We start from the raw sequence: 26,765 nt of genomic DNA, 5'->3' as shown, positions 1-26,765 counted from the left end.
ATTCAAGTTTTATTGACCAAGATTAGTAGCGCTCCACAACGGTTCTACTATTCTTGTGAATGATTTTTATCCTAACCGATTATTACAGGTAGTCACACATGTCTAAGCTAGTTTTAGTTTTAAACTGCGGTAGTTCTTCTCTTAAATTTGCTGTTGTCGATGCAGAAACAGGTGCTGAGCACCTATCAGGTCTTGCTGAATGTCTTCACCTTCCTGAAGCACGTATCAAGTGGAAACTTGACGGTAAACACGAAGCGCAACTAGGCGAAGGTGCAGCGCACGAAGAAGCACTCGCGTTTATGGTTGAAACTATTCTTGCTTCTAAGCCAGAGCTTAAAGCTAACCTTGGCGCTATCGGTCACCGTATCGTACACGGTGGTGAGCAGTTCACTCAATCTGCACTTATCTCTGATGATGTACTGAAAGGTATTCAAGACGCTGCAACCTTTGCACCGCTTCATAACCCAGCACACATCATCGGTATCGAAGCCGCTAAGAAAAACTTCCCTGAGCTTCAAAACGTAGCTGTGTTTGATACTGCGTTCCATCAAACTATGCCTGAAGAGTCTTTCCTATACGCTCTTCCGTACAATCTATACAAAGAGCATGGTATCCGTCGTTATGGCATGCATGGTACTTCACACTTATTCATCACTCGTGAAGTTGCAGGCCTACTCAACAAGCCAGTTGAAGAAGTTAACATCATCAACTGTCACCTAGGCAATGGTGCTTCTGTTTGTGCGATCAAAAACGGTCAATCAGTTGATACTTCAATGGGTCTAACGCCGCTTGAAGGTTTGGTGATGGGCACACGTTGTGGTGACATCGACCCTGCAATCATCTTCCACCTGCACGATGCACTGGGTTACTCTGTTGATCAAATCAACACTATGCTAACCAAAGAGTCTGGCCTACAAGGCTTAACTCAAGTGACTTCGGATTGCCGTTTTGTTGAAGATAACTACGGTGAGAAAGAAGAAGCGACTCGTGCAATGGACGTGTTCTGCCACCGCCTAGCAAAATACGTGGCTGGCTACACAGCAAGCCTTGACGGTCGCCTAGACGCTATCGTCTTCACTGGTGGTATCGGTGAGAACTCAGGCCCTATCCGTGAAATGGTACTAAACCGTTTGGCTATCTTCGGTATCGAAGTCGACAGCGCAGCAAACCTAAAAGCACGTTTTGGCGGCGAAGGTGTGATCACAACGGCAAACAGCCGTATTCCAGCTATGGTTATCTCGACCAATGAAGAGCTAGTGATTGCTGAAGATACTGCTCGTCTGGCAGGTCTTTAATTGACTTTCTGGCTAACTCTCTGAGTTAGCCAGTTTTTTACCGGGGCTCAACCCTTAGTTTCTAGCGATTTAGGTCAGCAGGCTTATTTCCGAAGAAGGTCATGTTGGGCTTTGTTCCTTTTTCAATCTAGTTTCGGTTAGATTGATTTCAATAGTTTGAGGTACTCTACTCATGTCCCGTACTATTATGCTTATCCCTATCAGCGCTGGTGTTGGTCTTACCAGCGTGAGCATGGGTGTCCTTCGCGCCATGGAGCGTAAAGGTGTTAGCGTTTCTTTTTATAAGCCTATTGCACAACCTCGCTCGGGTGGTGATCAACCTGATCTCACTTCAACGATTATCGGTCGCAATAGCGACATCAGCATTGCAGAACCGATGATGATGTCAGCGGCAGAAACGTTGATCGGTAGCGAAAAGATGGATGTGTTGCTTGAAACCGTCGTTGAGCGTTACAACCACATCAATAAAGATTCTGAAGTAACGCTGATTGAAGGCCTTGTGCCAACACGCAAACACCCATTCGCGAACCAAGTGAACGCAGAAATTGCCAAAACACTGGGCGCAGAAATTGTGTTTGTCGCGACACCGGGAACGGACAACCCAACTCAGTTGAAAGAGCGTATTGAAGTTGCGTGCTCAAACTTTGGTGGAACAAAAAATAAAAACATTTCAGGTGTTATTATCAACAAGCTTAATGCCCCTGTTGATGAAGCAGGCCGTACTCGCCCTGACTTATCAGAAATTTTTGATGATGCAGATAGCGCGAAACAAGCCAATTTAGAAGTGATGCAGATCTTCAACACTAGCCCAATTCGTGTGTTAGGTTGCGTGCCTTGGAGTATCGATCTTATCGCGACTCGTGCTATTGATATGGCCAAACACCTGAAAGCTGAAATCATTAATGAAGGTGAAATTAAGTCTCGCCGTATTAAGAGCATCACTTTCTGTGCGCGTTCTTTGCCACACATGATTGAGCACTTTAAGCCAGGGTCACTCTTAGTAACATCAGCCGATCGTCCTGACGTGATTGTTGCCGCCTCTCTGGCCGCAATGAATGGCGTTGAAATTGGTGCGGTGCTGCTGACTGGCGGTTACGATATGCCACAAGAGATTGTGAACCTATGTAAACCAGCCTTTGAAAGCGGATTGCCTATTTTTAAAGCACAAGGTAACACTTGGCAAACGTCACTCAACCTACAAAGCTTTAGCCTAGAAGTTCCAGCTGACGATAAAGAACGTATCGAGTTCATCAGCGATCATGTTGCTAGCCACATCGATGGTCCTTGGATTAATTCGCTCACTGAAGGCACGCAAGGTATTCGTCGCCTTAGCCCGCCAGCATTCCGTTACCAGTTAACTGAGTATGCTCGTCGTGCAGGTAAACGTATTGTGCTTCCTGAAGGGGATGAACCACGCACGGTAAAAGCGGCATCTATTTGTGCTGAGCGCGGTATTGCGACTTGTGTTCTACTTGGTAACCCTGATGAAATCCGCCGCGTTGCTGCGCAGCAAGGTGTTGAGTTAGGTGCTGGCGTTGAAATTATCGATGCTGACTCAGTGCGCGAAAACTACGTTGCTCGCTTGGTTGAGCTGCGTGGTTCAAAAGGCATGACAGAAGTTGTGGCTCGTGAAAAACTGCAAGATTCAGTATTCCTTGGTACAATGATGCTTGAAGCGGATGAAGTTGACGGTTTGGTTTCTGGTGCGGTTCATACCACAGCCAACACCATTGTTCCTCCATTCCAAATCATTAAGACCGCGCCAAATGCCTCAATTGTATCCTCTATCTTCTTCATGCTATTGCCTGATCAAGTGTTGGTATACGGCGACTGCGCCATCAACCCAGATCCAAATGCTGAACAGCTTGCTGAAATTGCGATTCAATCGGCCGATTCTGCGGCAGCATTCGGCATTGACCCGCGCGTGGCGATGATTTCCTACTCGACGGGTGAATCAGGTAAAGGTGCTGATGTAGATAAAGTGCGTGAAGCGACGCGCATTGCTCAAGAGAAACGTCCAGATCTTATTATCGACGGTCCTTTGCAATACGATGCTGCAATCATGGAAAACGTGGCGGCTTCTAAAGCACCAAACTCTCCAGTCGCTGGTAAAGCAACGGTATTTGTCTTCCCTGACCTAAACACAGGTAATACAACTTACAAAGCGGTACAACGCTCAGCAGACCTTGTTTCTATCGGTCCAATGCTGCAAGGCATGCGTAAACCAGTAAACGATTTGTCTCGCGGTGCGCTGGTTGACGATATTGTTTACACAATCGCGTTAACGGCGATTCAAGCAAGCCAAGAAACAAAATAAAATTCTTAGCTTAACTTGCTGATTAAAAGGCTCTTATGTATCACATAAGAGCCTTTTTTATAGCACACTTCCACCCTCGTTATAACCCAATAAAGCCGCGCTCATGGGGCGTATCAAGATCAAGATCCGGCCCCTTAGGTACCACTTGCGTTGGGTTAATGCCGATATGGCTGAAATAATAGTGGCGTTTGATGTGGTAAAAATCGGTCGTTTGTTTGATACCGTCGATTTGGTAAAGCTCTTTTAAGTAACCGCTTAAGTTCTCATAATCGGCGATACGCTGTTTATTGCATTTAAAATGCCCGACGTAAACAGCATCAAAACGGATAAGTGTAGTGAATAAACGCCAATCCGCCTCGGTGATCTGGTTACCAACCAAGTAGCGATACGTCGCTAAATGATTGTTGACCTTATCTAATGCCGTAAAGAGTGCATCATAAGCATCGTCATAGGCCTCTTGCGTGGTCGCAAACCCACATCGATAGACGCCATTATTAATATTGGGGTAGATATACGCATTCCATTCATCGATAGCTTTGCTGAGTGCTTGCGGATAGTAGTCGTGCTGGTTACCCGTTAACTCATTAAATGCACTGTTAAACATGCGAATAATCTCAGAAGATTCATTGCTAACAATGGTATTGGTCTTCTTATCCCACAGCACAGGTACAGTTACTCGCCCTGAATAATCTACCTTTGCTTTGGTGTAGATTTGATGGAGCTTGGTATAGCCGAACAGAGGTTCAGGAATACCAAAAGACCAGCCTTCACTTAGCATGTCAGGACAAACGACCGTGACATCAATGTGTTCGGTGAGTGATTTGAGTTGGCGAAAAATCAATGTACGGTGAGCCCAAGGGCATGCCAAAGAGACATACAAATGATAACGGCCCGATTCTGGTTGAAATCGTGCATCTGGCTGGCTGTCGACCCAGTGTCTGAATCCTGCGTCTTCGCGTACAAAATGCCCAGCGCTGCTTTTGGTGTCATACCAAACATTGTGCCAGACGCCTTCAACTAATTTTCCCATGATCTCCACTCCTCATTCCGATGACTTTTTTATTATAAGTAGGATAGAAAATGGTAAAACCGGAGGAAGTTGTCCTTGTTATTCAGAAATTTTGAACAGTGCGATTTACCCCGCTAAGCGCACAGATAAAAAAAGCGCGACCCAGAAATGCGTCGCGCTTAAGCCTGTCACAGGCTAAATTTAGAGCTCGACATGCAAACAAGACACAGCATGTTCATCACTACCTTTAATCTGCGGTTTTTGCTGTGCGCAAATTTCCGTCGCTTGAGGACAGCGGGTACGGAAAACACATCCAGAAGGCGGGTTAATTGGCGAGGGTAAATCCCCTTCTAGCATCTGAATTTTCTTAGCACGCTCCAGTTTTGGATCTGGAATTGGCACAGCCGACATCAAAGCTTTGGTGTAAGGGTGTGATGGATTCGCAAACAACGCCTCCGAGGTGCCAAGCTCGACCGCATTGCCTAAATACATCACGAGTACACGATCAGAGATGTGTTTCACTACCGATAAATCATGGGCAATAAAAACCAAACTTAAACCAAGCTCATTTTGCAGCTCTTTGAGCAGGTTAACCACCTGCGCTTGGATTGAAACATCCAAAGCAGAAACTGGCTCATCACAGATGATCATTTTCGGTTTTAAAATGAGCGCACGGGCAATACCAATACGTTGACACTGACCACCAGAGAATTCATGGGGATAGCGGTTAATGACGTTCGGCAATAAACCGACTTTTGTCATCATCTCTTTTACACGATCCTTTACTTCTTGCTTCGAAAGTTCTGGATAGAAGGTTTGAAGTGGCTCTGCAATAATATCGCCAACCGACATTCTTGGGTTCAATGACGCCAGTGGGTCTTGGAAAATCATCTGAATTTGCTTACGGGTTTTGCGACGCTCAACCTCATGCATTTTCGTCAAATCATTTCCTAGCCACACCACTTCACCCTCGGTGGCTTCGACTAAACCAATGATCGCTCGCGCAAAAGTAGACTTTCCGCAACCGGATTCGCCTACTACACCGAGAGTTTCACCCTCATATAGGCGCACATTAACGCCATCTACGGCTTTTAGGTTGGATGGTTTAGACCACGGCCACGCGGATTTAGAGGCAATGTTGAAGTGAACTTTGAGGTTCTTTACATCCAGTAATAATGGTTTTTGTTCGCTCATTTAACCCAAGCCTCCCAATCAGAAAAACAGGCACGTTGGCGACCATCGGCAAATGGCAATAAAATAGGTGCTTCACGTTTACAGCGTTCTGTCACTCGGTGGCAGCGCTCTTGATAAGGGCAACCCGGTGGCAATCGTAGCAAGTTAGGTGGGTTTCCAGGAATTGTTGGTAATATTTCACCTTCCGTATCCAAACGAGGAATGGCTTTTAATAAACCTTCAGCGTAAGGGTGACTCGGGTTGTAGAAAATCTCATCCACAGAGCCATATTCCATCGTACGCCCTGCATACATTACCAATACTTTGTCACATGAACCCGCAACCACACCCAGATCATGGGTGATCATGATAATAGCGGTATTGAATTCGCTTTTGAGTTCATTCAACAAATCCATAATTTGGGCTTGCACCGTTACGTCCAATGCGGTGGTGGGTTCATCGGCAATCAGTAACTTAGGCCGGCATAACAACGCCATTGCAATCATAACGCGTTGACGCATACCACCAGAAAACTCATGCGGATACATGGTAATTCGCTTACGCGCTTCGGGGATTTTAACCGCCTCTAGCATACGTACCGACTCTTCAAACGCAGCCGACTTGCTCATTCCTTTGTGCAGCATCAGCACTTCCATCAACTGCTCGCTGACCTTCATATAAGGATTCAGTGACGTCATTGGATCTTGGAAGATCATCGCAATTTGTTCAGCGCGCACTTTGTTCAAGGCTTTTTCTGGCAAATTGAGGATCTCTTTCCCTTCAAATTTTGCGCTACCCGTGATAATACCATTTTTGGCAAGTAGGCCCATAATAGCGAACACGGTTTGCGATTTACCAGAGCCAGACTCCCCTACGATACCGAGGGTTTCGCCTTGCTCCAGTGAAAAAGTTAAATCGTTGACAGCAGTAACAATACCATCTTGAGTGGTAAATTCGACCCGCAGATCTTTGACATCTAATAAGCTCATTATTGCTTCCTTAATCTTTTAATTATCGGTCTTTAGGATCAAGCGCATCGCGCAGACCATCACCGACATAGTTAAAGCAAAACAGGGTGACCACCATGAACGCGGCTGGGAAAGCAAGTTGCCAAATAGCGACTTCCATTGTTTGTGAACCTTCTTGTAGAAGTGCTCCCCAGCTTGTCATCGGCTCTTGAACACCAAGACCAAGGAAAGATAAAAATGACTCTGTCAAAATCATACTTGGGATCAACAGCGTCGAATAGACCGCTACAATACCCAACACGTTTGGCACAATATGACGTGTAATAATTTTCCAGTTGCTGACGCCACACACATGCGCCGCTTCAATAAACTCTTTGCTGCGTAGGCTCAAGGTTTGGCCACGCACAATTCGCGCCATATCAAGCCATGCAATTGCACCGATAGCGACGAAGATAAGCACGATATTGCGGCCAAAAAACGTGACCAACACAATAACAAGGAACATGAAAGGAACAGCGTATAGAATCTCCAAAATACGCATCATAATGCGGTCTACTTTACCGCCAATGAAGCCCGACGCCGCACCATAAAGTGTGCCGATCAGAACAGCAACCAACGCGCCCATTACGCCAACCATCAACGAAATTCGCCCACCCACTAAGGTACGCACATACAAATCACGCCCAAGGCTATCGGTGCCGAACCAATGATCCGCATTGGGCCCAACGTGCATTGAATACCAGTCCGTATTGTCATAGGTATACGGGGCCATCATCGGTAGTACGATCACCGCAAGGGTCATCATCGTCAAAATACACAAACTGACCATTGCCGCTCTGTTACGCATAAAGCGAATTCGCGCATCTTGCCATAAGCTGCGGCCAGCTATTTCTAAGTTTTCAGAAAACTTCTCAACCGCGGCTAGGTTTTCTCTTTTCGTTAACATAACCATACGTCCCTGTTAGTAGCGAATTTTCGGGTCAATGACCGCAAGCAAAATATCAACAATGGCGTTGAAAAGAATAAATAGGAAACCAATTAAAATGGTTACACCCATCACCAATGAGTAATCGCGGTTAAATGCAGCGTTAACAAACAGCTTACCGATACCCGGTAGACCGAAAATCGTTTCAATCACCACAGACCCCGTAATAATACCGACAAACGCAGGCCCCATGTACGACACAACAGGCAGTAAAGCAGGCTTCAAAGCATGGTTAACAACGATATAGGGATAACTCAATCCTTTCGCGCGTGCCGTGCGAATAAAGTTACTGTTGAGTGTTTCTATCATTGAGCCACGGGTGATACGGGCAAAGGTGGCAATATAGAGCATCGACATACCCAGCACTGGCAGTACTAAATATTGGAAACTTCCATCTAACCAACCACCAGCTGGGAATATTTTCCAATGCAAGGAGAAGAGATAAATTAAAGCTGGGGCGAGAACAAACGACGGCATCACCACGCCAATCATTGCCGTCGACATGATGGTGTAGTCAATCCAAGTGTTATGTTTTAGTGCGGCAATCGTGCCAATGGAAACACCCGCGATAACGGTAAAAATAAAAGCGATAAAGCCGACTTTTGCCGAGACAGGCAAGGCAACGGCGATCAATTCATTCACCGTATAATCTTGGTATTTGAATGATGGGCCAAAATCACCTTGCAAAATATTGGTCAAGTAGGTGAAGTATTGCTCAGACACGGGTTTGTCTAAGCCATATTTGGCCTCAATGTTGGCCATCACTTCCGGTGGTAAAGGACGTTCGCTTGAGAATGGGTTACCAGGAGCGAAACGCATGAGAAAGAAAGATACTGTGATCAACACCAACATGGTTGGTATCGCTTCCAATATCCTTTTTGCGATGAATTTAAGCATAAACTCACTCTTTCAGTCTGTGACAATGAAAATTAGAAAGACGCTGCATGTAAATTACTATCTGAAGATAGCTACATGCAGTGTCTAAGTCGTGATATTGTTATCAGCGTAAGGGGCTTACTTTGCTTTGATATAGAGATCTTTTGAGTAGATCTTTTCTTCGGCGTTATCAATCGCAAAACCACCAACTTGGGGATTAAGCAAGCGAGCTCTTACATATTGATAAATTGGAATAATAGGCATGTCTTCCACCAGTTTTTCCTCTGCTTTTACGTATAATGACTCACGTTCTTGCTGAGAGGTTGATGTAAGTGCTTTATTGATTATTTCATCGTATTCTTTACTACCATAATGAGTACCAGCACTGGTATTACTGCTTGTCATTAAGGTCAAAAATGTTGAAGGCTCATTATAATCTCCAGCCCAACCAGCACGAGCTACTTCAAAGTTCCCTTGATCTTTCGTGTCTAGGTAAGTTTTCCATTCCTGATTTTCAAGAACAACATCGACATCTAACGTCTTCTTCCACATAGATGCAGCCGCTACAGCAAGCTTTTTATGGTTTTCAGAAGTGTTATAAAGAAAGGTAAACGCCAAACGATTCGATGAATCGAAACCGGCTTCCTTCAAAAGAGATTGTGCTTCTTTATTACGCTCTTTTTGCGACATTTTTCCGTAGTCAGGTAGCACAGGATTGAAGCCAGCTGTAATCTCGGGAGTCAGAAAATAAGCAGGTTTTTGGCCTTGACCAAGAATAGCATCAGTAATGATATTACGATCAATTGCATAAGACAGAGCCTTGCGGACACGAACATCATCAAATGGCTTCTTCTTAGTATTAAATTGATAATAATAAGTAGAGAGCAACCCAGTAATAGCAACCGATTCAGGGTGCTCCTTCCTCAATCGCTTAAAATGTTCGATCGGAAGCTCTGCTGTGAAATCAATTTCTCCAGCAAGAAAACGGTTCATTTCTGCTACTTGGTTTTCTATAGGTAAATAAGTTACTTTATCTAAAATGGTTTTATTGTTTTCCCAATACTGAGGATTTCGAGTAAGAACTAAACGTTCGTTTACCACCCAAGTATTAACTTTGAATGCACCATTACCAACAAAGTGTTCTGGCTTAGTCCATTGATCACCATATTTTTCGATAGTTGCTTTGTGAACTGGCTTCATAATTGTATGGCCAGCCATCATGACAAAGTAAGGGACAGCTTCATCTAATTGCACTTCTAAGGTGTAATCATTAAGAGCTTTTACTCCTAGAGTACTTTTATCCTTTTTTCCTTCAATAATATCTTTGGCATTAAGCATCTTAGTATATTCCATATACCAAGAATAAGGAGATGCAGTAGCGGGATCAACTGTACGCTGTAAGCTATATACGAAGTCATGAGCAGTAACAGGATCACCATTTGACCATTTTGCATTCTTACGTAAATGAAAAATAAAAGTTTTGTTGTCTGCTGTTTCCCAGCTTTCAGCCACACCAGGAATGGTATTCCCTTTTCCATCTTGGTTGACCAAACCTTCTAAAATATCCCTTATAACGTTTGACTCAGGAACACCTTGGGATTTGTGAGGATCGAGTGTGGCGACTTCAGTACCGTTACCACGAACGAGCTCCTGAACTTTGGCCAATTTAGTGCCGGCTGGAACATCAGCCGCGAGAGAAAAAGTAGAAGTGGCAGCCACTGCCATACCCGCACCTAGAAGAAGGGCTTGGGTGATTTTATTTTTATACATGCATAAACTCCAAGTTTTTATTTTTGCATCCATGACTTCCTTGAGAGCTCTCTAGCATCGCTAGAACTTTAGATTTATTTAGCGCAAAAACTAAGCAGAAAAATCTAAAAACTCCTAAGGATAGCGGCACACATTAGCAACCATTGAAGTAATTTGCCATAAAATCGTAGCAAAAAAATGCATAATTCCATGGTTTACCTAATGGAATAGATAAATAGCCCAACAATTAACTCAAACTCAGTGAATTAAAGTTATCAAGCGCCATCTGGTCAGACCATAGTGCTAAATCATCTAGTGTTGAGTACATTTTCAGCACGTTTCACTGGAAAATCAGCCTTTTTTTAACATCTTAGTTACGTTAGATCTAACTTAAAGGGATAATCCTGCCATCTGAAAATAAAATCCGTGAAGAGTGTCACTAAAATCAATTAACAATAAATTAACAACGTGTTGATTGGTAATAATAAATAAACACTTTCACCGAAAAGTGTAATCTAATGCTTACGCAAATCGACATTCAGTTTAAGCGATGCTCAAACTGGCACTAAGATGATCGAGCTCAATGTAACGAATCAGCTCCATGGCCGAACGAATGCCCAATTTACTTTGAATTCTCGCTTTGTAAGTACTGACTGTTTTCTGATTAATATCCAGTTGATTAGCTATCTGCTTATTGGTCAAACCTTGAATCAACAAATTTGCCACACTCAACTCTCTGCTGGATAGTCTTTCATTGAGTCGAAAACTAGGTTGAAAATTAACTGTTCGCCCAACCTCCCCCATTATGCTCTGAATGGTGTCAGTCAATGCAGCTGATTTCACAATGTGGCGCGCATGTGCAAGTTCTGCAGATATTGCTTCATGATATTCATTGAGAAAAATAAGTCTCCCCTTAAAATTCATCGATTCAATATGCTGATGCAACTGCAAACTAGCGTCTTTACTGCAGTAGCTATCCACAACCACTAAATTAAAAGGTAAATCACGCAATCTCTTTACAGCGCAAGCGAGATCACTTGCAACGACTACCTGCGTAACGCGTTTTTCTCTCATCAACATTTTTCTTAGGGCATTAGCGCTAGTCGAATTTTCTCCAACTAATAAGCAATACACACCATCTTCAATACTTTGATGGCTTAACTGCTTGCTGATATTTTTGCTATACAGTTCAGCGAGATCGCCAATCGGCATCGGCATCGCCGAATAATAACCTTGACAAGTATCCACGCCTAAATGACGTAAATATTGCCAAGTATCTTCGTCCTCCACACCTTCTACAACACAATGCAAGCCTAAGGATTGCGCTAGCAATAAGCACATGTTGGTGAGTTGCTGGTTTTTATAATTGGTGGAGAGATCACGGACAAAGCTTTGATCTACTTTAAGTTCTGTAAAGGGTAATTTCGAGAGCTGACTTAGAGAGGCATAGCCTGTGCCAAAATCATCAATGGATAAACCAACACCATGCATTCTTAAACGCGCAAGATTAGCCAGTGATGCTGTCGTACCGTTATAGACATGATCTTCCGTCAGTTCGAGCGTGAGTTTATCAGTGGGAAACGCGTATTTGTGACAGAGAGTAAGAATGGGGTCACAGATCAGCTGTTGTAAATTACTCTGGGAGATATTGATTGATAACTGGAGATCGGCTGACAAACTGCCTAAAGCCGATAATGCTTTATCCAAAACAATTAAAAACAGCTTATCCATCAAATTCAGCTCTTCAATAAGAGGCAGAAAATGCGCAGGGCTTAATACACCATGAACTGGGTGATCTAATCGGACAAGTGCCTCGACTCCAACCATGGCACCCGTTTTAAAATCAAACTGAGGTTGATAGTAATTGAATAACCAATCTTCACTGAATGCTGTTTCTATCTCTTTGTACCCTAATGAGATAGGCGTAATGCTTGCGGCCTGTTGTTCACACTTCACATGAAACGCATGAATCACGGTTTCAAGTTGCTCAATAGAATAGGGTTTTCGTAAAACATCGACAAAATTAAAGCTCGCTAAACAGCACATGTTATAAGTAAGGTCTAACACAGCATCGTCAACAGCACTCAATATAATAATTCCGAGTGAAGGATGTTTATCCCCAAGCATCGACAAAAGCGTAACTCCGTCCATTTCCGGCATATGAATATCACAAAAAACCAGCGATATCTCTTTGCGCAAGCATAAAGCCAACGCTTGGTGTCCATTTGCTGCAATATCGACGTTATTCAACCCAAGTTGTCTGAGTTTCAGTTTCAAACTCGTGGCTTGAATTCGATCATCTTCGACAATCAAAATGTTCATTCGTCATCTACTCGTTGCTGTTTATCTAACCATTCTTGTGCTTGTGTAATCACGATTTTTATTTCCATTATCAGTCGTTGTTTTGCAGATACAACAGCTTGTGGTTCTAATTCGCGCTCCAAGCTAACCGCAAGACTCGCGAGATAATCCAGTTGAAGCGCTCCGGCAGAGCCTTTAACACGATGGGCTATCATTTTGTAATCAGAATCATGCTTTTCGAGTCTATCGACCTCGGCCGCTAAAGATTCTGCCACAACAGAAGCAATTTCACTTTTTTCACCCGGTAAAAAGCTCTCAAGCCAGCTTTTTGAGTCAACATTTACTAAAGGATACATAGAAAGATAACCACTCAACATAGTATACAGCGACGCCAAGGAGTAGGGTTTATACAACACGTGTTCCATACCAGACTGGTGAGCCTTCTCTGCGATCAACCGTGAGTCTTCTGCCGTACAACCGATAACCACCTTATATCTCTCTTGCGGAATATGATTTTTAACAAATCTTGCTAAAGCGAAACCATCCATTTTAGGCATATGGCAGTCCGTTAGTAGTAAATCAAACTGGCTGTCTTCGTTTTGTAAAAGATGGCATGCCTCTTCTCCATCACCAACAATGGTTGCTTGCACACCAAGTTCATGCAGCTGTTTTTTTAATAACAAACGGTTAATAGCGTCATCATCAACCACCAAAACATGCCCACAAAGTTTCATTTTTTTCGGTTGAACCAGCACTTGTTCACTATCTTTTATCTTATCAATAAGCAGGTCAGGATAGAGATGTTTTTTGGTCATTATCGCGTCAAAATCGACCAAGGATACACCACCTTGACTCACCGAAACTTGCCAACACTTCAACCACTCGATAATGCGTTCGTTAGTGCAACGGTAGTTACGTTGACTCAACGGTTCAGATAGCGGCTCACCACAAATGGGAAGCACTATTGTTACTTGAGTCCCCTCATTCAGCGTACTGGAAACTGTAATATGACCATCCATTAGATTGACTAAATTCGATACTATTGACATACCAAGCCCAGTACCGCCATATTGGCGAGTAATGGTTTTATCCGCTTGCATAAATGGCTTAAATAACGAATCCAAGTGCGCTTCATTCATTCCGCACCCCGTATCTTTTACGGCAAAGACTATCTGTTCTTCCGTCAATTCAACATGGATGGAAACCGTACCTGCCGTAGTGAATTTAACAGCATTGGCTAATACATTGGTAAGAACCTGATTTAAGCGTAATGCATCAAACTTTGCGTAAATAATAGCTGTCGGCACCCAATCAACAACGAACTCAACGCCTTTCAACTTAGCACTCGCTTCAAAGCTTCTAATGGTGGGACATAACTCTTCTAAAATATTATGCTGGCGTATATCTAATTGTAATTGCTGAGCTTCCATTTTTGAAAAATCTAAAATCTCATGGACATGGTGCTTAATTCTCTCGGCAGAACGAATTGCATTCGTCAATAGCAAACGGCTCTCATCGTTTTTAATTCGAGTTGATAAAATCTCCATCAACCCTAGCATGGCCGCAATTGGCGTTCTAAGCTCATGACTCATTACAGCTAAAAAATGATTCCTCGCATCTACAGCTTCTAGTGCCTTATTATTAGAATCACGTAATGCCAATTCTGAGAGCTTGAGTTCTGTGATATCACTGCAAACGGTCAAGTAATGAGTATCCCCACTCTTGGGATGCGCAATCGATTCATGATTAATGACATAATATTTCTCATCAATCTGATAGTGTTTATTCGACAGATCGACAGATCCGATGCCAGTACATATGAGGCAATTCACATCATCACTAATTAGAGAAGCCTTGCTACATTGCTTATATGAACGGTTAGATAACACTACTTTCCCATTCACATCTGAGATGAAGATCATGCTGGGTATTTTATCGAGCAAATCTGTCAGCCATTGCACTTGAACTTCTGAAAGTTTTGAACTGATTTGACTGTATTTTAAGGAACTTTTTAACTTGTAAAATATAATTATTCCAAATAATAATAAAAACAAAAAAATACACATTGCAATCAAAGAATAGATTATAACTTGCTGCTTATCATAACCATAATTCACATTCACTTTCTTATGGAGTGATTTTAGTGCATTAATCTCAGACTCAGTTACCATAGTTAAAGATCGGCTGAGCATTTCAAACAATATCGACTCATCCTTTCGAAAGACCATACCGATATTAATAGAGTAACCTTTATTATCTACTGCGGGAAGTATCAAGAATTTATCACCAAGATATGCCATTTGCTGATTTATAATATCTTGATTCATTAAGGCATGAGTTATCTTGCCTGATTTTAAATCTAGAATAACCTTTTTAAGATCTCTATAAACTTTAACTTTTTTATTATCTTCATAGATTTTTAAGTGGCTATATAAGTAACCAGTACGATCTAATATCGCTAATTTTTTCTGTTGAAAAGGTTTTTTAGTTACCACATAACCAAATTGCAAATTAGTGTAAGGTGGGGTCGCTATAAAATCACGATTATCGATGTCATCGACATTTAATGAAGGCAATAAATCGACTTCATTATCGATAAGCATCTGTCTAATATCTCTACCATTGGCTGGCACATACTGAAATTTAAGAAAGCTTTTTGACTCAATGAGCTTGAGTAAATCATGGACATATCCCTTCACCTGATTATCACCCTCATCACAATAAGAGAGTGGATATATATCTTCTTCTATGGTGTATCTGACAATTTGATTGCTATTTTCTTGACTTAATAATTTTAGGCTATCTTTATTATTCAAAAAATAAATATTAGTCGAGTCTATCTTATTAGCTGTATTTCCTGTTGCTTCAGCAAGAATGAGTTTATCAAAAATGCTTTTTAATTCATTATTTCCCATCGGCAAAATGATTCTATTTATTTCGACACCTAATCGACCATCTGCAATAATCTCACCGTCATATCCAGAATTAGGGCTGATATAATGATTGAGTGATATATAGTTGGTTATCGTTGCATCGGCTAAACCTTGCTTCATCATTTCTGCTGATTCTAAGAAACTTTGTGCTGGTAATATGTGTGGGTAATGGCTCTGCTCTAATGTTTCACAATAAGATGAACCTTGTACGCAAACCCATTTCAAATGATTCATATCTTGCTGATTTAATTTTTTGTCCCTTAGCCAAATCACTCGTAGGTTATTATAGAGTGGCAAACTGAATAAAATGTTTTTTTCTCTCTCTTTTGTTTTGCTAAAACCAATAGCAAAATCCACATCACCACCATGCACAGCAGCAACAAGATCAGTTATCGATTGATAGCTACGATATTCAATTTTGACATCAAGCTCTTTTCCTATTCCTACCGCATAATCATGTTGAATACCGATTGTATTCTCAATGCCGCCCCAATAAGGTAGCCAAGGTTCAGACAATACACCCATTACAATGACTTTTTTTGTTTTTAAATAGGTACGTTCCGAATCTGATAAATAATCGGCGGCATAAACAGTATTAAAAAGTAAGTTAATTGCTAAAATTAACAACAAGTAGATACGTAACAAATTCATTCTCGTGATATTGATTCCAATATCCAACTAGTTTAACGATCCTGCTCGTCATTGCCAAGAATAGGGCATCAGAACAAAACTGGTTAAAATACATATTTATCAACACGTTAATGCAGTGTAGGAATAATCTTACAAGAGAATAAACCCATAAAATTAAAATGTGAGATGCATATCCGCACCAAAACATAATTTCGGTGCGGATATTATTAATGAGATGAAGTACGAATAATTTCAGCTAAACTTGATAAGCGTCGTTGATGCTCAGCGACATAAGGATTACTACGATCCCAAGCATATCCTGCAAGAATAGAGCAAATCATCTGCTTTATTCTTGAGTTGGGCGTTTGGTAAAAAATCACCTCTTGTAACATACCGTTGTACCAACCTTCCACATAAGTGCGGAACGTATCCACTCCGACCATTAATGGCTGAGAATACTCTTGCTGCCAATCTACACTTTCGTTTTTTAGTTGGCGTACAACACAAGACACCGCTAACTGAGCCGATTTCATGGCTATCGTTACACCTGATGAAAACACCGGGTCTAAAAATTCACCAGCATTGCCTAATAACGCATAATTTACCGTGGCCAACTGCTTAACATTTGCAGAATAGCCGCCTAGCTCACCAGCAGGATTAGGGTATTCGGACTTCGAAAGCAGTTCCGCCAGCTCAGGCATTTCATTCACCAATTGCTGGATCGCCGCAATTTTATCACTTGGATAGCCGTTAAAAAACGACGGTTCACCGACAACACCTAATGAACATGTGCCGTTAGAAAAAGGAATGAGCCAGTACCATACGTCAGGATTACGCGGATGGACGGAGATCAGTATCTTGTTTCGGTCGTAGTCTGGTTGTTCAGGGGAGATATGATCAATGATATGGGTAAAGATGGCTTTTCTCGGAGGTAAACACGATGGCTCTTCCAAATCGAGTAACTTAGGCAATACTCGGCCAAAGCCACTGGCATCCAGCACGAAGTCGGCTTCAATTTGATACGTTATACCGTGTTGATCCGTCACCAATAATTGTGATTTATTCTCTTCAAATTCGATATTCGTCAGTTGATGTTGATAACGAATTTCAACCCCTTGCTTAACAGCAGAATCCGCTAATACTTTATCAAATTGACTGCGCTGTACCTGAAAAGTGGTTCCCGGTCCATTCGAATATTTGTCGGTAAAATCAAACTGGGCGTATACACCATTTTTTCGAAAGGCAGCACCATTTTTATATTGAAAACCCGCACGCATAACATCAGGTAACATTCCCGCCGCTTCTATCACTTCCATACAAGCAGGTAATAAGCTTTCGCCAATAGAAAAGCGTGGGAAAAGTGCTTTTTCAATAACCAACACGCGTATGTTTTGTGCATGGAGTAATGCCGCGGCAGTCGAACCCGAAGGGCCCGCACCAATGATAACAACTTGAGTTATCTCTTTATTCATGAATTGACTCGCATCGATTTTAATTAAGCTTGGGCTTTTAGCTCTAACAAGGTGTGGCCAAGGCCAATATTGTCGGTTCGTTTGATCACCTGTAATCCTGCTGCTTGAACGATTTCTAAGAAATCTTCGCTGCGATAGAAGCGACTATTACCATTTGCAAGGCAGGTAAAATACAAAGAGGTGGCATTGAGGCTATAAGAAGCCGCATCGTACTTCTGTGAATCCCAGAACAGTTCCAAAATATAAACCGTCGAATATGCAGAAAGATTGGCGCGAACGCGTTTTAAAATACTCAAAATTTCCATTGGCGAAAAACAGTCTAAAAACTGGCTCATCCACCACACGTCCGCATTTTTTGGTAACGGTTGTTCTTTATCGAGCATGTTGGCTGGAAAAGGATGAATACGCTGCGTAAAACCTTGTTGCTGCGCGTTAGCCATCGCCATTTCCAACTGTTGTGGCAGATCCACAATCGTCACTTCAACGTCTGAATCATAGTGACAACATTGCAGTGCCCATTTACCCGTATTGCCACCAATATCGACCAAATGTTTCGGTTTTTTACGAAACACTTCTTTCAGCAAAATAGGAAAAGAACGATCGGAATAGAAGTGATCGAATTTGAACCAACTCTCTTTAGCTTGCTGGGGCAAACGCGATAAACCTTGGTAGATGGTATCCCAATCGCCGAGTTCTTTCAGACCAGCAGGCTTGCCTTCGGTGATCGATTCGGTTAAGTGCATCATGGCGGCATAACAAACGTCTGCCATGAAATCCATATTGGCTTGCGTCATCCCATCATGCAGCAAAAAAATGCCTAGATTAGCCAATGAATAATTCGGTTTATCCCATAAAACAATGTGGGCACTGATGGCCATATCGAGTAATACTTTAACGCCATACTCTGACACGCTCGTTTCTTGAGCAATTTGTTCTGCGTTTAAACCTTTTTCGCCAGCATTATCTAATGCAGCCAGTATGCCTAAGTCACGTAATGTGCGCGCCGTATGAAAAACGATGGGGGCAAAAGATAATTTTTGAGCTTCGGTTTTTGCCTCTAAAGCGTTATAAGGATCTATTTTTTGATTTAACACATTAAAACCTAACTTTAATTTGTGAACAATATCCAAACACTTAATCTAAGTTCGACTCAATTCTTAAAAATCAATATTTAAGTCAAGGATACAAACGTTTATAGTTGCGAAGAATAATCTTGTGCCATAGTATTTAACCCTATCAAAAACAATGCAATATCTTATGTCAAATCAACAGCAAATAATCACGTTAAATATTGATACTTGGGTTGCAAATTCTGCAGGCTTATCTCACCCTTCTGATTGGCAAAATTGGGCGAGAGAAGAGATATGGCCTGACGATAATACGCTCAACACAGACCATATTCCTCCAATGATGCGCCGCAGAATGAGTCGTTTGAGCAAATTAGCCGTGCAGACTGCACTGACTGCCATAGAATCACAACATATTGATTACATGGTATTTTCATGTCGTCATGGCGAACTTCATCGTAGCGTTGAAATCGTGAAGTCAATATTAACTGGCGAAGAAGCCTCACCAATGGCATTTTCACAATCTGTTCATAATACAGCGGCAGGCCTAGCAACCATCGCTTCAAAACAACCGATCCCGTTAACCTCGATTGCAGCAGCACAAAACACATTTCAAAGTGCCATATTAGAAGCTTGGCTCTATTTAAATGGGCACCCTAGTCACAAAGTGCTTTTGGTTGATTTTGATGAGCCATTACCTAGCGACTACCAACAATACGAAGAGTGGCAATTTCAAGGCTATGCCTTAGGGTTAACCCTGTCTCACGGTTCAGATTTTACACTCTCTATGCAGACATCTGATACCAAGCCACAACAGCCGCAAGCATTGTCGTTTCTTCACCACTATTTATCAGAAAAATCTGAATGGATCATTGAGGGCTCGCAAAGCGCTTGGAAATGGCAACGAAAATGTTAGAGTTCAACCGCTACTGGCGTATTGCTGCTACAGGTTTTTGTTTTTTTATATTTGGTTTAGGCGGATTAACGCTGAGTTTTATTATTATCCCACTGATTGCATTATTTTCATCGCAAACAGATCGTCGAGAATATAAAGTTCAAAAATCAATCCAAAACTCATTCAATATATTTTGTAAGTTGATGAAATTAACAGGTGCCATCGACTATAAAATAACCAACGCAGAACTATTAAAACAGGATAAAAGCTGCCTTATTATCGCCAATCATCCAAGCTTAATTGATTATGTTCTCATTGCATCACAACTTCATCAGTGCGATTGCTTGGTTAAGTCAGCTATCTGGGCCAATCCTTTTATGAAACGGATTGTTCAAGCCGCAGGTTATATCCCAAATGAAACACCTGATGATTTGTTAAATGTGTGCGAGGAACGCATGAGTCGCGGAAACGTATTATTGATTTTCCCTGAAGGCACGCGAACCACACCCGGCGTTAAACCCAAATTGCAGCGCGGTGCGGCGCAAATCGCAATCCGAACTCAAAGAGACTTACGCATCGTACATATTACCGTTTCTCCGAGTTTTCTCACAAAAGAGCAAAAGTGGTACCAAGTTCCTAAAACCAAACCCTTTTTCCATGTGGAGATAAAGGGTAAAGTTGCCGTCACACCTTTTATTGAAGGTGCTGATAACCCCACCACTGCAGCACGACGTTTAAATCGCCACCTTGCAGAGGTGATTTTCCCCCAAAACAATAACCAGAAATGACAAAACTATTGAAGTTATCGACCCATAACGTCAAGTTGCAGCGAAGCGGAAAGTGAGTAAGTCCCCATCCGTATAGATAACGATATGATTGGGGTGAGCGAACGTAGCCAACACCGCTGCAACTTTAAGTGGGGAAGTGTATATCAAGGTTTTGTTCAAAACGGCTAGAACATTATATAAGTAGGTTGAAGTGGAATTACTACACACAGAAATAAAACAGCTCATTATCGACGCACTAAATCTTGAAGATATCTCAGTTAACGATATCGAAACTGACGCACCACTTTTTGGTGATGGGTTAGGTTTAGATTCTATCGATGCTTTAGAGCTCGGTTTGGCCATTAAAAAGAAGTATAATATCGTCATTGACGCTGATGACTCCAATACTCGCCAACACTTTGCATCAGTGGCAAACTTAGCAAATTATATTTCATCTCAAACTAGCCACTAATAAATAGATAGCGTTATGACAGAAGTAAACCAACAACAAGTATTTGATCAAGTTAAAGAAGCTCTCGTTGAACTATTTGAAATTGATGAAGCCGATATTCAACCAGACGCTCACCTTTATCAAGATCTCGATCTCGACAGTATTGATGCTGTAGATCTTGTCGTTCACTTACAAAAAGTGACTGGCAAAAAAATCAAGCCTGAAGAGTTTAAAACCGTTCGCACCGTCAATGATGTGGTGGAATCGGTTATTGAACTTGTTAAGGAAAGCTAATGCGGCGATTGCTGACGATTTTGTCTGCAATCGTCCTGCTTACCTACCCACTCGCGGTCTACTTCGGGATTAATCAGTTTGGTTTGCAAGCTATAGGGGGTTTCTTAGCCGCTATTTTTGCTTTAAGAATTCTTTCTGGTTGGCAAGCCAAACTTCAAGAACTGAAGCAACTGGCTTGGATTAGTGGGTTCGTTGGTATCACTTTGGTGACTTTGGGGATGCTCTTTCAGCAGCATGGTTGGCTACTGTTTTACCCTGTTGTGGTTAATGTATGTCTTTTGGCTCTTTTTGCCTTGAGCCTAACGCAACCGCAAACAGTGATTGAACGGCTGGCGAGGCTGCAAGAGCCTGAACTTCCTCAAAGTGGCATTGAGTACACACGCACGGTCACTAAAATGTGGTGCCTCTACTTCATCATGAATGGAGCCATCGCACTTTATACCTGCTTCCAATCTATCGAGATCTGGACGTTGTATAACGGATTGATCAGTTATCTCCTTGCTGGCAGCCTCTTTGTAACGGAATGGCTAGTAAGACAAAGGATTCGCAAAGGCTAGGTACGCTATGACTTTCGGCAACCCCGATTTTTGCTCGCTTGCAACATTACTCTCCTCACCAAGAAACGATTCGCATTGTGTTGCTTTTGACCTCAATAACACCATTAACTGGGCAAACTTTGTCGCCGATGTCAGCCAACTAAGCCGGCAATTAGCGTCGCGAAATGAACATCATATTGCACTGTGTGCTGGCGATAGCTATCAATTTTCAGTCGGTTTTTTCGCCGTCTGCTGCACGCAAAAATCATTAATTCTGCCCGGTAATTATCAACCTGCGGCACTGGCAGAACTGAATCAACACTTTGAGTTGTTGCTGTGTGATGAGGCGATAACAATACCCAATTCTACGCCAACCCTCTCTCTTAACCATTTAGCGCTACCCAACGACATGCGCGATGAAGCCGTTTGTTTTGCACCACTTTCATTAGAGACACAAACCGTGACGCTGTTTACGTCAGGCTCCAGCGGTCAGCCTAAGGCTATCATCAAAACACTGCGGCAGCTTGAAGCTGAAATTGCCATTTTAGAACAGCTTTGGGGCGAACAGCTCATTGGTGCAAAAGTGGAAAGTACAGTTTCTCATCAACATATTTATGGGCTGCTATTTCGTGTGTTATGGCCACTGTGTGCAGGGCGAGCATTTGCCCGCCACAACTTGGAATTTCCAGAACAAGTGACCGCACATGCGCATCCGGACACTGTGCTGATTAGTAGCCCTGCGCTATTGAAACGCTTATCACAAGAGCATCAGCCAAGCCCAATGCGCACACTGTTTTCTTCCGGTGGCCCGCTTCCCTACTCTGCTTCTTGTCACGCAAAAACCCTGTTTGGGCAACGACCTATCGAAGTGTATGGCAGTACGGAAACTGGCGGCATCGCTTTTCGGCAACAGCACAGTGCAACGCAGCAATGGCAGCTTTTTCCTACTGTTGAAGCAAGACTTAACAGCGAGCACTGCTTAGCCTTGCGCTCTGCACATATTGATCCAAATCATTGGTATCAAACAGCCGATGAATGTGAGCTTTCCGACCAGCAGCACTTTACCTTGAAAGGTCGCACCGATCGCATCATCAAAATCGAAGAAAAACGGATCTCACTGGTTGAAGTGGAGCAGCGTATTGAACAACTGCCGTGGATCAGTGAAACAGCCGTGTTACCACAGCAAGACGGTGAACGTTTGATCTTAATCTCAGCGATTGTACTGTCAGCCAGCGGCACTGAAAAATTAGCTCAACTTGGAAAGGGGAAGTTCTGGCTGTTGCTGCGCTCTGAACTGCGCCAATGGTTAGAACCTATTGCTGTACCTCGACGCTTTAGAGTGGTAAAAGAGATCCCTCTCAACAGCCAAGGTAAGCGCCTTGTTGCTGAACTAGAAACACTATTCCAACCATAAAAATAACGAAGCCCAATAGATTATGGCCAAAAGAACACCCACATTATTATGTGCTGAAACTCAGCCTCACACGGTGAATTTGACGCTGCGCGTTGACGCCGACATTATTGATTTTTCAGGACACTTTGCACATTTTCCATTGCTGCCAGGCGTTACCCAAATCGATTGGGCACTGCGCTATGCACGAGAATACTTATCTGTACCCACAAGCTTTCAAGGTATGGAAGTGATCAAATTCCAAGAACCTATCTTGCCAGACATGACCGTTCAACTGGCATTAAGTTGGGATGAGGAAAAACAGAAACTCGCGTTTAGTTATAGTTCGCAGCGTGAGGGTTTAAACATCATTCACTCATCAGGAAAAATGAAGTTGGGTGAAATCTGTGGCTGATTATCAAGCTTGTTTTTTAATTCCGTGCTACAACCACGGCAGCACAGTAGCAGAAGTGGTCTCATCACTCAGCGCATTTGAACTTCCCATTTTACTGGTTGATGATGGCAGCAATCAGCAAACAAAACAGGCGTTGAGCAACGTCGCCCAGCAAACACATGTTCACCTCATTACCCTAGAACAAAACCAAGGAAAAGGTGGCGCGGTAATGGCTGGCATTCGCCAAGCGCAGCAGTTGGGGTTTAGCCACGTCATCCAAATTGATGCCGATGGCCAACATGATTTACAAGCGCTGCCTAAATTACTGGCCGCGTCAAAGCAACATCCAAACCACCTAATTTCTGGTCAGCCGATTTACGATGACAGCGTACCCAAAGCGCGTTTATATGGCCGTTACGCAACGCATATTTGGGTTTGGATTGAAACGCTATCCTTTACGATCAAAGACAGTATGTGTGGTTTTCGCGCGTATCCTGTAGACCTCACCGTTGAGGTGCTCAATAACCATAAAATCGGCACGCGCATGGATTTCGACATCGAAATCTTAGTTCGCATGTATTGGCACGGGGTCGATATCGATTTTGTGGAAACTCGCGTCATTTATCCTGAAGGAGGCGTCTCTCATTTCGATGCACTATGGGATAACGTCAAAATCAGTTGGATGCACAGCAAATTATTTTTTGGCATGTTACCGCGTATTCCTCAACTGCTGAAACGCAACCAAAGCAGGCACAACAAAAGTGGCGCAGAGCCAAACCAGCACTGGTCAAAGCGTCAAGAACGAGGAACGGTTCTGGGTATTAAAGCGTTACTGGCGGTATATAGCCTACTCGGGCGACCGATTTTTAACCTGATGCTGAAACTTGTAATGAGCTATTACTACCTTACCGGAAAACAAGCTCGCCAAGCCTCTGAACAGTATTTACAGCACTTACAAAGCTACGCAAACCGTCGCCAAATCACGCTGCCAAATCATCTCTCTAGCTATAACCATCTGCTCTCTTTTGGCCACACTATGCTGGATAAATTGGCGGCATGGAAAGGCGATTTTTCGGTAAAAAATTTGACCATTCATGGTCAAGAATCGTTCCAAACTTTAGCAGAACGAAAACAAGGTGTGCTTCTTTTAGGATCTCACCTTGGAAATATTGAACTGTGCCGCGCTCTGGGACGTCGGCATTCTCATATTAAGATCAATGCGTTAGTCTTCACCGAGCACGCCGAACGCTTCAATGCGGTAATGAAAGCGATCAATCCCAACTCAGAACTGAACCTCATTCAAGTGAGCCGTTTGGGCCCCGATACTGCTATTTTGCTTCAACAGAAAATAGAGCAGGGAGAATGGGTGGTGATCGTCGGAGATAGAACGTCCACCAGCAAAGAGACCCGAGCCGTATGGGCCGATTTTTTAGGCCAACCCGCGCCGTTTCCACAAGGCCCTTTTATGTTGGCCTCGGTGTTGAAAGCTCCCGTCTACCTTTTGTTTGGCTTAAGAGACGAACGTTCTAAAACTCCACATTTTAACGTCTATTTCGAGCACTTTAGCGACAACATAGATTTACCGAGAAAAGAGCGACAAGCGGCGCTAGCGCAGGTAGTACAACGCTACGCTGATCGGCTGGAACATTACACACTGCAAGCTCCACTGCAGTGGTATAACTTTTTCAACTTTTGGACTCTAAGTAAACAGCAGCATGATGATTCAGACAGATAACCGCATAACTTTTGGCGTCGATCGCCTCACCATTGAAGATGTTGTCGCGATTTCGCAAGGCGCGCAGGCCAACCTCAATTCTTCAGCGGAATTCACCGCTAAAATTGATCGCGGCGTCGCTTTTCTAGAACGACTTTTAAAAGAAGAAGGCGTGATTTACGGCGTAACCACCGGCTATGGTGATTCATGTACCGTTGCCATTCCGCCGAATCTAGTAGACCAATTACCACTGCATTTGACTCGCTTTCACGGCTGTGGCTTAGGCGAGGTATTAAGCCATCAGCAATCTCGCGCAGTATTAGCAACGCGCTTGTGTTCACTAGCGCAAGGTGTCTCTGGTGTGAGCCATGAACTGCTTAACCAAATCGTCACCTTGATCAACCACGATATCGCCCCTCGTATTCCACAAGAAGGTTCGGTCGGGGCAAGCGGCGATTTAACGCCACTCTCCTACCTCGCGGCCACACTGATTGGTGAGCGCGACGTGCTTTATAAAGGTGAGATGCGCCCAACTCAAGATGTGTTTAACGAACTGGGTATTCGCCCGATCAAGCTAAAACCAAAAGAGGGATTAGCGCTGATGAACGGCACATCAGTCATGACTGCTTTGGCCTGTTTAGCCTATAAACGCGCCGAGTATTTAACTCAACTCTGCACCAAAATTACCGCCATGGTGTCTGTCGGTATTCAGGGTAACGACTTCCATTTTGATGCCGCACTATTTGCCGTCAAGCCGCATCCTGGTCAGCAACAAATCGCAGCATGGCTACGCGATGACTTACAAGCAGAGCGCCCACCTCGCAACAGTGATCGCCTGCAAGATCGCTATTCATTGCGCTGCGCACCCCATGTGATTGGCACCGTACAAGATGCACTGCCGTGGCTACGTCAACTGATTGAAAATGAGCTCAACAGTGCCAACGACAACCCCATCATCGATGGCGATAATGAACGCGTACTGCACGGCGGTCATTTTTACGGCGGCCACATTGCCATGGCAATGGATACCTTAAAAACACAGGTTGCTAACCTAGCCGATTTGCTCGATCGCCAAATGGCGCAATTGATGGATTACAAATTCAACAACGGTTTGCCTTTTAACTTAACTGGCGCAGAAGGTGAAAGAAAACCGATCAACCACGGCTTTAAAGCCGTGCAGATTGGCATTTCAGCGTGGACGGCCGAAGCCTTGAAACATACCATGCCTGCCAGCGTTTTTTCACGTTCGACTGAGTGTCACAATCAAGACAAAGTCAGCATGGGAACCATTGCCGCGCGTGATTGTCTACGTGTGCTTGAACTGACAGAACAAGTGGCGGCCGCCTCGCTGTTGGCAGCGACCCAAGCAATAGAATTGCGCAAACGTCATCATGAGCTGGATGAGCAACACATGAGTCACAATATCAAGCAGATGCGCTTAGCCGTGTTACAAGAGTTTGACTTTGTGGTGGAAGATCGTCCGCTAGAACATGATTTGCGCCACTTTATTAGCCGCATTCAACAACGCCACTGGACACTTTACTAGGAA

21 protein-coding genes are annotated in these 26,765 nt (G+C 43.2%); 11 read left to right on the top strand and 10 right to left on the bottom strand.

Going from position 1 to position 26,765, the window contains the following annotated elements; translation table 11 throughout:
- Positions 1-98 precede the first annotated feature (98 nt).
- Complete coding sequence (locus AACR75_RS12925) at positions 99-1,295, top strand: acetate kinase (protein ID WP_013856499.1); 1,197 nt, start codon at positions 99-101, stop codon at positions 1,293-1,295.
- 172 nt (positions 1,296-1,467) lie between these two features.
- Complete coding sequence (pta, locus tag AACR75_RS12920) at positions 1,468-3,612, top strand: phosphate acetyltransferase (RefSeq protein ID WP_013856498.1); 2,145 nt, start codon at positions 1,468-1,470, stop codon at positions 3,610-3,612.
- A gap of 79 nt (positions 3,613-3,691) precedes the next feature.
- Here the strand turns inward: pta and AACR75_RS12915 are convergent, their stop codons facing one another.
- The 10 genes from AACR75_RS12915 to AACR75_RS12870 form a co-directional block, all read right to left on the bottom strand.
- Positions 3,692-4,642: a glutathione S-transferase family protein gene (locus AACR75_RS12915; RefSeq protein WP_029189787.1), complete on the bottom strand. Its 951-nt coding sequence runs from the start codon at positions 4,640-4,642 to the stop codon at positions 3,692-3,694.
- Positions 4,643-4,822: 180 nt separating this feature from the next.
- Positions 4,823-5,815, bottom strand: a complete 993-nt coding sequence (gene oppF, locus AACR75_RS12910; RefSeq protein WP_010319732.1) for a murein tripeptide/oligopeptide ABC transporter ATP binding protein OppF — start codon at positions 5,813-5,815, stop codon at positions 4,823-4,825.
- Positions 5,812-6,783 carry an ABC transporter ATP-binding protein gene (locus AACR75_RS12905; RefSeq protein ID WP_010319733.1) on the bottom strand — a complete coding sequence of 324 codons (972 nt, stop codon included), beginning with the start codon at positions 6,781-6,783 and terminating at the stop codon, positions 5,812-5,814. The genes oppF and AACR75_RS12905 overlap by 4 nt, the downstream gene beginning before the upstream one ends.
- A gap of 22 nt (positions 6,784-6,805) precedes the next feature.
- Entirely contained in the window at positions 6,806-7,708 is a 903-nt protein-coding gene (oppC, locus tag AACR75_RS12900) for an oligopeptide ABC transporter permease OppC (RefSeq protein WP_026028150.1), read from the bottom strand.
- 15 nt (positions 7,709-7,723) lie between these two features.
- The gene (oppB, locus tag AACR75_RS12895; RefSeq protein ID WP_013856495.1) at positions 7,724-8,644 is read right to left on the bottom strand and encodes an oligopeptide ABC transporter permease OppB; all 921 of its coding nucleotides are present in this window, start codon (positions 8,642-8,644) and stop codon (positions 7,724-7,726) included.
- A gap of 117 nt (positions 8,645-8,761) precedes the next feature.
- Positions 8,762-10,393, bottom strand: a complete 1,632-nt coding sequence (locus AACR75_RS12890; protein WP_156117084.1) for an ABC transporter substrate-binding protein — start codon at positions 10,391-10,393, stop codon at positions 8,762-8,764.
- A gap of 522 nt (positions 10,394-10,915) precedes the next feature.
- Positions 10,916-12,694, bottom strand: coding sequence for an EAL domain-containing protein (locus AACR75_RS12885; protein WP_017048098.1), 1,779 nt, complete (start codon positions 12,692-12,694; stop codon positions 10,916-10,918).
- Positions 12,691-16,284, bottom strand: a complete 3,594-nt coding sequence (locus AACR75_RS12880) for an ATP-binding protein (RefSeq protein WP_231564158.1) — start codon at positions 16,282-16,284, stop codon at positions 12,691-12,693. The genes AACR75_RS12885 and AACR75_RS12880 overlap by 4 nt, the downstream gene beginning before the upstream one ends.
- Positions 16,285-16,463: 179 nt before the next feature.
- Positions 16,464-17,708, bottom strand: coding sequence for an NAD(P)/FAD-dependent oxidoreductase (locus AACR75_RS12875; protein WP_047687940.1), 1,245 nt, complete (start codon positions 17,706-17,708; stop codon positions 16,464-16,466).
- Between the two features lie 23 nt (positions 17,709-17,731).
- Positions 17,732-18,838 (bottom strand): methyltransferase, encoded by a 1,107-nt coding sequence (locus tag AACR75_RS12870; RefSeq protein WP_047687938.1) that lies wholly within the window; start codon positions 18,836-18,838, stop codon positions 17,732-17,734.
- 115 nt (positions 18,839-18,953) lie between these two features.
- On the opposite strand from AACR75_RS12870, the gene AACR75_RS12865 reads away from it, so the two are divergent.
- From AACR75_RS12865 to AACR75_RS12825, 9 genes are all read left to right on the top strand, one after another.
- A complete protein-coding gene (locus AACR75_RS12865) occupies positions 18,954-19,691 on the top strand; it encodes a beta-ketoacyl synthase chain length factor (protein WP_017048102.1) in 738 nt (245 codons plus the stop codon).
- Positions 19,685-20,458, top strand: coding sequence for a lysophospholipid acyltransferase family protein (locus AACR75_RS12860; RefSeq protein ID WP_026028155.1), 774 nt, complete (start codon positions 19,685-19,687; stop codon positions 20,456-20,458). Before AACR75_RS12865 ends, AACR75_RS12860 begins: the two co-directional genes overlap by 7 nt.
- Before the next feature lie 190 nt (positions 20,459-20,648).
- On the top strand, positions 20,649-20,909 hold the full coding sequence (locus AACR75_RS12855) for a phosphopantetheine-binding protein (RefSeq protein WP_013856487.1): 261 nt from the start codon (positions 20,649-20,651) through the stop codon (positions 20,907-20,909).
- A 15-nt stretch (positions 20,910-20,924) separates the two neighbouring features.
- Positions 20,925-21,182 (top strand): acyl carrier protein, encoded by a 258-nt coding sequence (locus tag AACR75_RS12850; protein WP_013856486.1) that lies wholly within the window; start codon positions 20,925-20,927, stop codon positions 21,180-21,182.
- The gene (locus tag AACR75_RS12845; RefSeq protein WP_047687935.1) at positions 21,182-21,739 is read left to right on the top strand and encodes a septation protein IspZ; all 558 of its coding nucleotides are present in this window, start codon (positions 21,182-21,184) and stop codon (positions 21,737-21,739) included. The genes AACR75_RS12850 and AACR75_RS12845 overlap by 1 nt, the downstream gene beginning before the upstream one ends.
- A 7-nt stretch (positions 21,740-21,746) precedes the next feature.
- Complete coding sequence (locus tag AACR75_RS12840) at positions 21,747-23,132, top strand: AMP-binding protein (RefSeq protein WP_047687933.1); 1,386 nt, start codon at positions 21,747-21,749, stop codon at positions 23,130-23,132.
- 22 nt (positions 23,133-23,154) lie between these two features.
- Positions 23,155-23,523: an ApeI family dehydratase gene (locus AACR75_RS12835; protein WP_017045145.1), complete on the top strand. Its 369-nt coding sequence runs from the start codon at positions 23,155-23,157 to the stop codon at positions 23,521-23,523.
- The gene (locus tag AACR75_RS12830) at positions 23,507-25,237 is read left to right on the top strand and encodes a glycosyltransferase family 2 protein (protein WP_081989654.1); all 1,731 of its coding nucleotides are present in this window, start codon (positions 23,507-23,509) and stop codon (positions 25,235-25,237) included. The genes AACR75_RS12835 and AACR75_RS12830 overlap by 17 nt, the downstream gene beginning before the upstream one ends.
- Complete coding sequence (locus AACR75_RS12825; protein ID WP_013856481.1) at positions 25,218-26,762, top strand: HAL/PAL/TAL family ammonia-lyase; 1,545 nt, start codon at positions 25,218-25,220, stop codon at positions 26,760-26,762. Before AACR75_RS12830 ends, AACR75_RS12825 begins: the two co-directional genes overlap by 20 nt.
- Positions 26,763-26,765 lie beyond the last annotated feature (3 nt).

The sequence above is a fragment of the Vibrio sp. ZOR0018 genome (assembly GCF_963865925.1).
GTDB lineage: Bacteria > Pseudomonadota > Gammaproteobacteria > Enterobacterales > Vibrionaceae > Vibrio > Vibrio anguillarum.
The sequence above is the reverse complement of the archived record's forward strand: the minus strand, read 5'-3'. Positions and strand labels throughout refer to the sequence as shown.

Coding starts and splice junctions, on each gene's coding strand:
- AACR75_RS12905 (WP_010319733.1), bottom strand. CDS start 6,783: ATGAGCTTATTAGATGTCAAAGATCTGCGGGTCGAATTTACCACTCAA.
- AACR75_RS12825 (WP_013856481.1), top strand. CDS start 25,218: ATGATGATTCAGACAGATAACCGCATAACTTTTGGCGTCGATCGCCTC.
- AACR75_RS12885 (WP_017048098.1), bottom strand. CDS start 12,694: ATGAACATTTTGATTGTCGAAGATGATCGAATTCAAGCCACGAGTTTG.
- AACR75_RS12915 (WP_029189787.1), bottom strand. CDS start 4,642: ATGGGAAAATTAGTTGAAGGCGTCTGGCACAATGTTTGGTATGACACC.
- AACR75_RS12925 (WP_013856499.1), top strand. CDS start 99: ATGTCTAAGCTAGTTTTAGTTTTAAACTGCGGTAGTTCTTCTCTTAAA.
- AACR75_RS12890 (WP_156117084.1), bottom strand. CDS start 10,393: ATGTATAAAAATAAAATCACCCAAGCCCTTCTTCTAGGTGCGGGTATG.
- AACR75_RS12835 (WP_017045145.1), top strand. CDS start 23,155: ATGGCCAAAAGAACACCCACATTATTATGTGCTGAAACTCAGCCTCAC.
- AACR75_RS12860 (WP_026028155.1), top strand. CDS start 19,685: ATGTTAGAGTTCAACCGCTACTGGCGTATTGCTGCTACAGGTTTTTGT.
- AACR75_RS12845 (WP_047687935.1), top strand. CDS start 21,182: ATGCGGCGATTGCTGACGATTTTGTCTGCAATCGTCCTGCTTACCTAC.
- oppB (WP_013856495.1), bottom strand. CDS start 8,644: ATGCTTAAATTCATCGCAAAAAGGATATTGGAAGCGATACCAACCATG.
- AACR75_RS12850 (WP_013856486.1), top strand. CDS start 20,925: ATGACAGAAGTAAACCAACAACAAGTATTTGATCAAGTTAAAGAAGCT.
- pta (WP_013856498.1), top strand. CDS start 1,468: ATGTCCCGTACTATTATGCTTATCCCTATCAGCGCTGGTGTTGGTCTT.
- AACR75_RS12865 (WP_017048102.1), top strand. CDS start 18,954: ATGCAATATCTTATGTCAAATCAACAGCAAATAATCACGTTAAATATT.
- oppC (WP_026028150.1), bottom strand. CDS start 7,708: ATGTTAACGAAAAGAGAAAACCTAGCCGCGGTTGAGAAGTTTTCTGAA.
- AACR75_RS12875 (WP_047687940.1), bottom strand. CDS start 17,708: ATGAATAAAGAGATAACTCAAGTTGTTATCATTGGTGCGGGCCCTTCG.
- AACR75_RS12840 (WP_047687933.1), top strand. CDS start 21,747: ATGACTTTCGGCAACCCCGATTTTTGCTCGCTTGCAACATTACTCTCC.
- oppF (WP_010319732.1), bottom strand. CDS start 5,815: ATGAGCGAACAAAAACCATTATTACTGGATGTAAAGAACCTCAAAGTT.